This window comes from Pseudarthrobacter niigatensis (genome assembly GCF_030812615.1).
GTDB classification, from domain to species: Bacteria; Actinomycetota; Actinomycetes; order Actinomycetales; family Micrococcaceae; genus Arthrobacter; species Arthrobacter niigatensis.
Window position 1 is genome coordinate 164,714 of the sequence record NZ_JAUSTB010000008.1, and the last position, 10,051, is coordinate 174,764.

General features: G+C 67.7%; 8 protein-coding genes. 4 read left to right on the top strand and 4 right to left on the bottom strand.

What is annotated here, in order from left to right; translation table 11 throughout:
- Window positions 1-82 precede the first annotated feature (82 nt).
- Window positions 83-787 (bottom strand): LiaF transmembrane domain-containing protein, encoded by a 705-nt coding sequence (locus tag J2T23_RS13505; RefSeq protein WP_307360696.1) that lies wholly within the window; start codon window positions 785-787, stop codon window positions 83-85.
- Between the two features lie 316 nt (window positions 788-1,103).
- Here J2T23_RS13505 and J2T23_RS13510 point away from each other — a divergent pair, with 316 nt between their 5' ends.
- The 3 genes from J2T23_RS13510 to J2T23_RS13520 all read left to right on the top strand — a co-directional run bounded on the left by J2T23_RS13510 (window position 1,104) and on the right by J2T23_RS13520 (window position 2,763).
- Window positions 1,104-1,640, top strand: coding sequence for a hypothetical protein (locus tag J2T23_RS13510; RefSeq protein WP_307360698.1), 537 nt, complete (start codon window positions 1,104-1,106; stop codon window positions 1,638-1,640).
- 22 nt (window positions 1,641-1,662) lie between these two features.
- Window positions 1,663-2,001, top strand: a complete 339-nt coding sequence (locus tag J2T23_RS13515; protein ID WP_210418905.1) for a hypothetical protein — start codon at window positions 1,663-1,665, stop codon at window positions 1,999-2,001.
- Between the two features lie 75 nt (window positions 2,002-2,076).
- Window positions 2,077-2,763, top strand: a complete 687-nt coding sequence (locus J2T23_RS13520; RefSeq protein ID WP_141161270.1) for a response regulator — start codon at window positions 2,077-2,079, stop codon at window positions 2,761-2,763.
- 13 nt (window positions 2,764-2,776) lie between these two features.
- On the opposite strand, the gene J2T23_RS13525 is transcribed toward J2T23_RS13520, so the two are convergent.
- The 3 genes from J2T23_RS13525 to J2T23_RS13535 all read right to left on the bottom strand — a co-directional run bounded on the left by J2T23_RS13525 (window position 2,777) and on the right by J2T23_RS13535 (window position 8,091).
- Window positions 2,777-4,456: a GAF domain-containing sensor histidine kinase gene (locus J2T23_RS13525; RefSeq protein WP_307360716.1), complete on the bottom strand. Its 1,680-nt coding sequence runs from the start codon at window positions 4,454-4,456 to the stop codon at window positions 2,777-2,779.
- 114 nt (window positions 4,457-4,570) lie between these two features.
- Entirely contained in the window at window positions 4,571-7,297 is a 2,727-nt protein-coding gene (gene mgtA / locus J2T23_RS13530) for a magnesium-translocating P-type ATPase (RefSeq protein ID WP_307360703.1), read from the bottom strand.
- A gap of 80 nt (window positions 7,298-7,377) precedes the next feature.
- On the bottom strand, window positions 7,378-8,091 hold the full coding sequence (locus J2T23_RS13535; RefSeq protein WP_307360705.1) for a hypothetical protein: 714 nt from the start codon (window positions 8,089-8,091) through the stop codon (window positions 7,378-7,380).
- Window positions 8,092-8,384: 293 nt separating this feature from the next.
- Between J2T23_RS13535 and J2T23_RS13540 the strand changes: the two genes are divergently transcribed.
- On the top strand, window positions 8,385-10,051 hold a 1,667-nt coding region (locus J2T23_RS13540), incomplete at its 3' end, for a S8 family serine peptidase (RefSeq protein WP_307360708.1).

Genomic DNA, 10,051 nt, shown 5'->3' on the forward strand with positions numbered 1-10,051 from the left:
CGCACTGACCCGCGAGATGGCATTTGGCGGCAATGCGCTTGCCCGGGACTGCCGGGACCTGCCATCTGGCGGGGCGGGTCCTCTAGCCTGCGCGCGGTCCCGGGCGGTGCGCCTTCTGCCGCCCGTCGCGGTGAGCCAGGTACGCGTACACCATGAGGGCGAGGCCGGCGAGGATCATCACCGCAGGGAAGGCAACGTCCACCGGAATGAGCAGCGCCGTTGCCTGGAGAACGAAGATCAGCCCCATGACGGCGAGGATGCCGGCCGGGATCAATGGCCACCTCATCCGCTCCGCGTGGCTGCCGGCGATGTCCGTGGTGTGGACCGGGACTACTGACAGCAGCCCGAAAGTTGCGGCCAGGCCGAGGAAGAGGATGGCTGCGGTAGGCGTTCCTTGCAGTTGCGGCGGGAGGCCCACGATGAGCGCCAGCGTAAACATGACGCCGGAAGGTATCAGTGCCCACCAGTTGGTACGTTCGCGCACGAAAACGGCCACGAATCCGGCACCCATGAAAAGGAACAGGAAAGCGGCCCCCCATGCACCCCCTGTGAGCTCGGTGGCCGCGACAACCGCTGCCAGGCCTAGGAACACGGATCCGGGGATGGCCGCCCACCAGTTGTCCCGGCGGCGGATGAACAGGGACAGGAACAGAACCCCCACGGCCGTGAAGATCAGCGGCGCCGTGAATGCCGCGGTGTCCATGACGCCCAGCCGGTCAAGGAGCAACAGCACGCCCAGGGCAATGAGGATCACGCCCGCGATGACGCTGGTGTTTGCAGATTTCACCGTGCACCTCCCGGTTCCGGCATGCGGCCGTGCACCGCGCCGCCCATCTCAGGCTAGGGCGGCCCCAAAGCCCACAACAGGGCACTAAGCCCCCGTCCGCCCTGATTGGTCGCGGGACTCCCTGCGATAACAGGACCTTCAGCCCTATAGCCGGGCTGCGGTCGCTTGGCATTCTGGTGGGGGCAGCATCCAAGTCCCCTCAGTGCGGGGCGGGAGCAGCCCGTCGTACCCCCAGTGACTTTCCGCCGGAGGCATCCGCTGGGATGCCCGCCGGTGCGCAGCCGCATCCGGCCGCCTGGATTTTGAAAGGACCGCCATGTCCGCTCACATCCTCACGTTCCGTCCCGCCCGATTGCCGCAGGCAGAAGCGGCGCGACGGCGCGCGATGCTGCTCCACCCTTCCAACTTCATCTCCGAATCAGCTCCTGCCGGTGGGTCCGGGAAGGAAGCCGAAGAGCTGGCCGTCCGGTTCGATTCCCTCTATCAGGAGTTCCTGGACCAGGGGCTGCCGGCGAACCAGGCCCGGACAGAGGTGGCACGGACGGCAGCGCGGGACATTTGGGACGCATTTGCCTCCCGGCTGCGCGGCCACCGCGCAGCCGGGCAGCAGCTCGACGCGAACGTCCTGGCCGTTGCCCTTGCGTCGATCCAGTGCATGAACATCGCCCTGCCACGGCGGCCGGAAGACCTCGACCTCGCCGTCCGCGCCGTCCGCACCGCGCGGCGCCGCCTGCAGCACAACGCCGGCCTGCTGGACCGCCTGCACCCGCACCAAAACCCGGCGTTCCATGATGCCGTGGCCACGCTCCAGGCGCTGGAGGTATTCCTCGCACCGCAAAAGAAGGCCGCCTGATCCGGGACGGGGTGGTGAGTACATGGCAACCGAGGACGAATACAGGGCGGTGTATGGCGGTGACTACCCGGCAGGCCTGGGCGCCGCGGCCCGGCTGGGCGACGGCGGGTGTAACGCCATTTCCAGGGATGACGGCGGGCTAGTGGGCTTCTGGAGTTCATGGGAAAATGCCAGCGTGGCGCTGAACCGGCTCCAGGAGCTCGGCGGACGGTATGAATACCGTCTGGAGGAGTCCCACCAATGGGTGACTGGTCCGGAACACAACACCATCTGCGTTGTCTGCAGCATCCCCCGGGAGGCTCCGGAATCCACCGTCACAGCGCCGGGCATGGAGTGGCGGCCACAAGTGCTGGATGAATAAATGTGGTTCCTTCCAGAGGGGCGGCTGCAGGGAGAGGGCAGCCGGGGAGGGCGTCGAACCGATGAGAGCGTCTTAATGAACACACCTGCAGACCCCACTGGAGGGGCCGCGTTCCCGGCCCTGCCCGTCCGGGTGTTCGTCCTCAATGACCACGAGATGGTCCGCCGTGGCCTGGCGGACCTGCTCGAGCACGCCGGATTCGATGTTGTTGGCGAAAGCGGATCGGCTGCGGAGGCGGGCCGCTTGATCCACATCCTGCAGCCTGACATCGTGGTGCTCGACGACAGGCTGCCGGACGGCACGGGCATCGAGGTGTGCCGGAATTTGCGCTCCACCGACCCGGACGTGAAGTGCCTGATCCTTACCGGCTGGGACGAACAGCATGCGGTGCGCGCAGCGGTCCTGGCGGGCGCGTCAGGGTATGTGCTCAAGCGGATCGGAGACCATGACGCTTTGATCAACTGCCTCCGCGTCACCGCCGCCGGCATACAGCCCATGGGTCCTGGGGTCAGGGAGCGGGTGGCCGAAAGCCTCTACGCCACCGCTTCCGCGCCGTGGCTCACAGCCATGACACGGACGGAGCGGAGCGTGCTCGCCCTCATGGCACGCGGGCTGAGCAACCACCAGATCGGGCAGGAGCTGGTCATGACCGAGGCCGTCGTCGGCGCCAGCGTTTCCGCCGTGCTCCAGAAGCTCGGCTTCCGGCGGCGGGTCCACCTGATACCCGCGCCCATCCCCCGGGCGTGGGAACTGCTGCACTGACCAAGTACGGCGGTCAGCCGGTAGCGGGCGCTCTCCACGTCACACTGGTGCCTTTGCCGGGGACGCTGTCGATGATGCACTCACCCCCCAGGCGGGTGGCCCGGTTCCTCATGTTGGTCAGGCCGCTGACCCGCTGCGGATCCTTGAACCCGCGCCCGGTATCGCGGACCGTGAGGACCACGTCGTTATCCTGGACGGCGAGCAGGATGGCGATGTCCTCTGATCCCGAATGCCTGACGGCATTGCTGACGCTTTCGTGGAGTACCGGGAGCAACTGTGCGGCGACCTCGTCGCCTACGGCGTCGTCCACCGGCCCGGAGAACTGGATCCTGGGGAGGAAACCGGAAGCGTTAGCTGCTTCCTGGACGGCACGCAGCACGCGCCCGCTCAGGAGTTCCTTGTCGGGTTCACGGGCCTGCAGGGAGTAGATGGTGTCCCGGAGCTGGTGGATGCAGTCATCCAGTTCTGCGGTGATCCCGGCGATGCGCCGTTCATGGGCAGGCGGGTCCGCGGTGTAGCGGCGCAGTCCCTGGATACTCAGCCCGGCAGCGAAGAGCCGCTGGATCACCAGGTCGTGAAGGTCCGCTGCGATCCGTTCCCGGTCGATGAACAGGGCGTGCTCTTCGCGCAACTGGTTCGCCTTGAGCAGGTCCAGCGTCAGCCCGATCCGGGAGGCAAACACTGCGCTTTGCTCAGCATCTACGTCCGTATACCGGACGCCCCCAACGCCCCGGGCCAGGACCAGGACGCTGTCGCGGTGGCCGTCACTGTTGCTGCCCAGCGCGGCCACCAGGACCGGGCCCAGCTTCTCGGCCGACGTCGGATCGAACACCAGGAGCGGGTCCGTCAGGACCTTGGACTCCCCCGTCTCCAGCACTTCGGACAGGATGGCGGCGGCGGGCAGTTCCTGGCCGCCGGGCATCGACTGGGCACCCACGGAGGTCCGGCACCTGATCGTTCCGTCGGGCCCCACCGATGCGATCAGGGACAGGACCGAGGAAGAGGCGTTCAGGGCGCGTTCGGCGATCATGTCCAGGTTCTCGGTGTCCGAGCGCGGCTGGTCCTTCAGGCGGTCGCTGACCTCCATGCCCGCTTCCAGCCAGCGCTGGCGGCGCCTGCTGTCATCAAACAGCTTTGCGTTCTGGATGGCCACACCGGCGGCGGCCGCCAGGGCAACCGCCAGGTCCTCGTCCTCCCCCGTGAAATCCTGCCCACCGATTTTTTCGGTCAAGTAAAGGTTCCCGAAGACCTCGTTCCGGACCCGGACCGGGACGCCCAGGAAGGTGCCCATGGGCGGGTGGTTGGGAGGAAAGCCCACCGCCATGGGGTGCTCGCCCAGGTCATGGAGCCGCAACGGCTTGGGTTCGCGGATCAGCTGGCCCAACACGCCATGCCCGGTGGGCAGGTCGCCGATCACGCGGGCACCTTCGTCATCGATGCCCACGGTGATGAAGTGGCTCAGCTGCTGGTCGTCGCCGATGACGCCCAGGGCCCCGTACCGCGCCCCCACCAGTTCGCAGGCAGACTGCACCAAGCGGTCCAGGACTGCCTCCAGGCTCAGGTCCTCCGTCATGGAGACAACTGCGCCGAGCAGCCCCTCGACGTGTTCCTGTGCCCGGACAAGATCATCAGCCCGCTCTACGAACTCCCGCAGGAGTTCCCGGGTCCGTCGCCTTATAGGTTCACGCCACATGAAAAACGCTCCGAAATCGGTCGCATCCACGGCGGGCTGCATCACCCCGGATCCGATATTTGAAAGCCCCCAGCGTCTCCTTTCCCATGCTAACAACGCCCGGCACTGCACGCGCTAAAGGTTACGGACGGGGCCCGCCCGCCGTGCCCTTCTGCCCCCCAGCAGGTTCTTCCGGGATGCAGGGACCGAAAGCGGGGGTACCTTGACGGGGATGCTGAACCGGAAGGCCCGCCGGGCAATGTGGTGCGTATCCTTGCGGCGCCGGACGGGCGGCGGCGGGGCGGCCAGCTGCTGGGCGTCACGTGCGAAGAACCATTGCTTGGCCACCTCCACCAGCACCAGGTACACCACCACCATGCCCAGCAGGGCCAGGAAGAACGGCACCGGCAAGGGGTCGAAGCCCAGCACTGCGGCCACCGGTGACAGCGGCAGGAAGATGCCCACGGCCACCACTCCCAGCGAGGCGGCGATCAGGCCTGCTGAGGGCCGGCTCCGCAGGAAGGGGACCCGCCGGGTCCGGATGGCGAAGATGATCAGCGTCTGGGTGGCGATGGATTCAATGAACCAGCCGGCGCGGAACTCCCCCGGCGCGGCGGTGAACACGAACAGCATCAGCGCGAACGTAGCGAAGTCGAAAAGAGAGCTGATCGGCCCGAAGAGCAGCATGAACCGCCGGATGAAGGCAATGTCCCAGTGCGATGGCGCCCGCAACTGCTCCTTGTCCACCCGGTCCCCCGGAATGGCCAGCTGCCCGGAGTCGTAGAGCAGGTTGTTCAGCAGGATCTGGCCCGGCAGCATGGGCAGGAAACTCAGCACCACCGAGGCCACGGCCGCGCTGAACATATTGCCGAAGTTGCTGGAGGTGCCCATCAGTACATATTTGATGGTGTTGGCGAAGATCCGCCGGCCCTCCATCACGCCCTCCGCCAGGACCCCCAGGTCCTTGTCCAGGAGGACGACGTCGGCCGCGTCCTTGGCAACGTCAGTCGCGGTATCGACGGAGATGCCGATGTCCGCCTTGTGGAGTGCCAGCGCGTCGTTGACGCCGTCACCCATGAAGCCCACGGACCCGCCGCTGAGGCGCAGCAGGGTGATGATGCGTGCTTTTTGTTCGGGCGACACGCGCGCGAAGATCGTTGCCGTCCTGGCGGCGGCGGCGAGGTCGGCGTCGGACATGGCTTCAACCTGGGCCCCGGTGAGGGTGCCGCCGGAGACCACGTCCAGGTCGGCGCAGACCTTCTCCGCCACCTTGGCGTTGTCCCCGGTGGCGATCTTCACCGAGATGCCCAGTGCCTCCAGGAGGTCCAGGGACTGCCGGGCATTGGCTTTGGGGCGGTCAAGGAAGACGAGGAAACCGGCCAGGGCCAGGTTGCGCTCGTCCGCCGGGGTCAGCCTGTCCAGCTCCGGGGCCGGGCGGGTGGCGACGGCAACCACACGGGAGCCGGCGTCGAACTGTTCGTCCAGCAGGGCCTGCACGGCAGGCGGGGTGGGTCCGCAGAGGGCCAGGATGTCCTCCGGGGCGCCCTTGGTGACCAGCTGCGCGGGGCCGCCGTTGTCCCGGACCAGCACTGTGGTGCGGCGGCGTTGGTGGTCGAAGCCGATAAGGTCCACCCGCTCGAAGCGTCCGGGGTCGAAACCGGACGCCCCGGGGCTGCCCCACAGGGCGGCGTCCAGCGGGTTCTGCCCGGCCGGGGAATTTTTGGCATCCCTGTAGTCGGTCTCGGTGGCCAGCAGGCCCAGGGTGAGCAGGCCGTCGTCGGACGTCTCCGGGGAAGCCGGCAGCGCACCGGTGAAGCTGATCCTGCCCTCCGTCAGGGTGCCGGTCTTGTCGGTGACCAGGATGTCCATGTCCCCCAGGTCCTCGATGCACACCAGGCGTTTGACCAGCACCTTCCGCTTGGCCAGCTGCCGGGTGCCGGTGGCCAGGGAGGTGCTTACCACGGCGGGGAGCAACTGCGGGGTGATGCCGACCGCAATGGCCAGCGAGAACAGCAGGGATTCGATGAGCGGACGTTGCAGCAGCAGGTTGGCCACGAAGATCAGGGAGGTGAGCACCATTGCTACCTGGAGCAGCAGGAAGGAGAACCGTTTGAGTCCCAGCTGGAACTCGGTCTGCGGCTGCCTCTCGCCAAGGCCCAGTGCGATGCGCCCGAATTCGGCACGGCCGCCGGTGGCAACCACCACCCCGGTGCAGCCGCCTGACTGGACCACCGTGCCCATGAACACGCAGGAGGTGAGGTCTCCCAGTGCTGAACCGGCAGCGACGGGAGCAGCTTCCTTGGCCGCAGGCTGGGACTCCCCGGTGAGGATGCTTTCATCACAGAGAAGGTTGTTGGTGGTCAGAAGCCGGATGTCCGCCGGGATGATGGCACCCAGGGAGAGATGCACGACGTCGCCCGGTACCAGGGCGGTAACGTCCACTTCCCTGGTGCTTCCCCCACGGAGCGCCACGGCACGGTGCGTCACGCGGTCATGCAGGGCCTCGGAGGCGCGTTCCGCGCGGTATTCGTTGGTGAAGCCGAGGCCGACGCTGGCCAGCAGGATCACACCGATGACGATGGAATTGGTGGCGTCGCCCAGGAACAGGGACAGGCCGGCGGTCACCATCAGGAGGATGAGGATGGGGCTGGCGAACTGCCGTCCCAGCACTGCCCAGGCGTTGGCGCGGTGGGTGCGGACGGCGTTGGGGCCAAGCTGTTCCAGGCGGGCGGCCGCCTCTTCCCCGGTGAGGCCGCCGGGCGCGGATCCAAGGCGTTCCAGCGTTTGCTCCGCCGTCAGGCTTGCGGCATCAGTGATGGCCAGCTGGAGGGAGCTGCGCTCCCGGACGTTCACGTCTGTCATGCCGATCCGTTCGGACGCTTGGGCTTCGTGGCTTTAACCTAAGGCAAGGGTACGACGGCGGCGGCAGTCCGCCTTTCCGGTTACTTCAGGCTGAGCACCTCGTCGATGGGGCGGCCGTTGACGAACACCTGGGCGCTGGTGGCCCCGGAGGCGGCCATGGCCGTGTACTCAAGCTGCGCTTTTGCCCGTGGAACGTCGCAGACCCCGCCCAGCATGAACTGCCCGGTGAGCCAGATAGTGATGGTGCTGCCGTCCAGCTCGCCTGCCACATAGGACAGGTTCGACTGGTACAGGACATTGACCAGCCCGGACATGCCCACGTCCCGGCTCTTGTTGGCCAGCAGGGTCCCAACGCTGGGGCCCACCTGATCGGTGAAGCGGACGGGTGCCGTGGTGGTGGCCACCAGGCTGTCACCGCAGCCGATCCTGGGCCCCGAGACGCCGTTGTCGCCCACCGCAACGTAGTAGATGGTCAGCGGGGCAACTTGCTCGGGGAGTCCGGTGGTGGGGGCAGGTTCCTGCGTTGGCTCCTGCGTGGGCGGCGGGCTTGCCGGGGCGGACGACGGCGGCGCGGAAGCCGGGGCGGTGGGCGCGGCTGAGGTGGTGGCCGGCGAAGTCGGGGCCGCCGTGGTGGTGGGGCTCGCCGTCGTGCCTGGACTGGTGCTGCCGGCCGTGGGGCCCGGGGCCGCGGAACTGGTGGCGGGCCCCGGCGCCGGTGGGCCAAAGCAGCCGGTGAGGACCAGCAAGCCGGTGAGCCCGAGAACGCTGAATGCCGTAAGCCTGGGCTTGGTCATGATGCCCCCTTGGATGTGGGTCCCGCGGCCGTGGGACCCACATTCAAGCTACGCCTGAGGGTTACGCCCGAACAGGGACCAAAGTCCGCGCCGTCGAAGGATGCACCAGCACTTTCACCGTCGCCTCTTGAATTCCGGAGTTGTACCATGGGTCGGGAAACAGCTTCCTCTGCCCAGGCCCCATGCCTGCGCTGGAGAACCGGCCCCGGGCTCAGCCGGGGCTCCGGGGCAGGAACGGGCTGTGGACCAGGGAACGGTTCCCCCGTTTCCGCCGAAAGCTGGGGAGCACAAGCATGTCATTTTCCAAGCGAATCCGCCGGCCCGCCGGTGCGGTGCTGGCCGCTGCTGCCGTGATGCTGGCGGCGCCGCCGGCCACGGCGCTCACCCCAGCGGTGACCGTCGCTCCACCGCCCTCGCCGGCGATCAGCGGTAACGCGCAGGCAGCCAATCCCCTGGCCAGCGACGAGGGCCGCTACCTGGTCAGGTTCACCAAGGGCTCGGACGTGGCCACGGAAGCCCAGTCCCTGCAGGTCCAGGGAGTGCGCATTGGCAGGACCTTCTCCGCAGCAGTCCGGGGCGCGGCCATCACCGCCACCAAGGCACAGGCGGCTGCCTTGGCCCGTTCGCCCCGTGTCGCCCTGATTGAGCCGGACCTGCCCGTGACAGTTGCCGATACCCAGCAGTCACCGCCCTGGGGCCTGGACAGGATCGACCAGCGCGCGCTCCCGCTCTCAGACACGTTCACGCCCACGGCCAGCGGCGCCGGCGTCAGCACCTACGTCATCGACACCGGGGTCCTGGCGGAAAACACCGACTTTGGCGGCCGGGTGGCCCCGGGCTGGACCGCCATCGCCGACGGCAAGGGCAGCAGCGACTGCAACGGCCACGGAACGCATGTCGCCGGCATCATCGCCGGGAAAACCTATGGGGTGGCCAAATCAGCGAGCGTGGTTCCGGTGCGGGTGCTCGGCTGCGACGGTTCCGGCTATGACTCGGACGTCATCGCCGGTCTGGACTGGATCGCCTCCCAGCATGCCGCCGGCACCCCCGCGGTGGCCAACCTCAGCATTGGCGGCCCCACCAGCACCACGCTGGATGACGCACTCAGGGGAATCATTAATGACGGCGTCACAGCCGTGGTGGCAGCCGGCAACGCCGCGGTGGATGCCTGCACCACCTCCCCGGCGCGGGTGCCCGAGGCCTTGACCGTGGCCGCCACCGATTCCTCGGACCGGCAGGCAGGGTTCTCGAATTACGGAAGCTGCGTTGACCTGTACGCCCCGGGGGTGGGCATCCAGTCCGACTGGGACACCTCCACCACCTCGGTCGCTACGCTGAGCGGCACGTCCATGGCGTCTCCCCACGTTGCCGGTGCTGCGGCGCTTTCCTTGTCGCGGAACCCGCAGCAGACGCCGGCTGCGGTGGCAGCGGAGCTCACGTCCGCCGCCACCCAGGGCACTGTCACCAACGTGTCAGCGGGAACCCCCAACCGCCTGCTCTTCACCGGCCCGGCTGCGGCTCCGGCGGCGAGGGACTTCACCAGCGACGGCAAGGCCGACCTGCTGGCACAGGACGGCAACGGGAGCCTATGGACCTATCCGGGCCAGGGGAATGGCCTGTTCGGCTGGCGCATCAAGGTCGGCGACGGCTGGAACGTCATGACCGCGGTCAGCGCAGCAGGAGACCTCACCGGAGACGGCAAACCCGACCTGATTGCCCGCGACACCAACGGCACCCTCTGGACCTACCCGGGCCAAGGCAACGGCCTCTTCGGCTGGCGCATCAAGGTCGGCGACGGCTGGAACGTCATGACCGCCATCAGCGCAGCAGGAGACCTCACCGGAGACGGCAAACCCGACCTCGTCGCCCGCGACACCAACGGCACCCTCTGGACCTACCCGGGCCAAGGCAACGGCCTCTTCGGCTGGCGCATCAAGGTCGGCGACGGCTGGAACGTCAT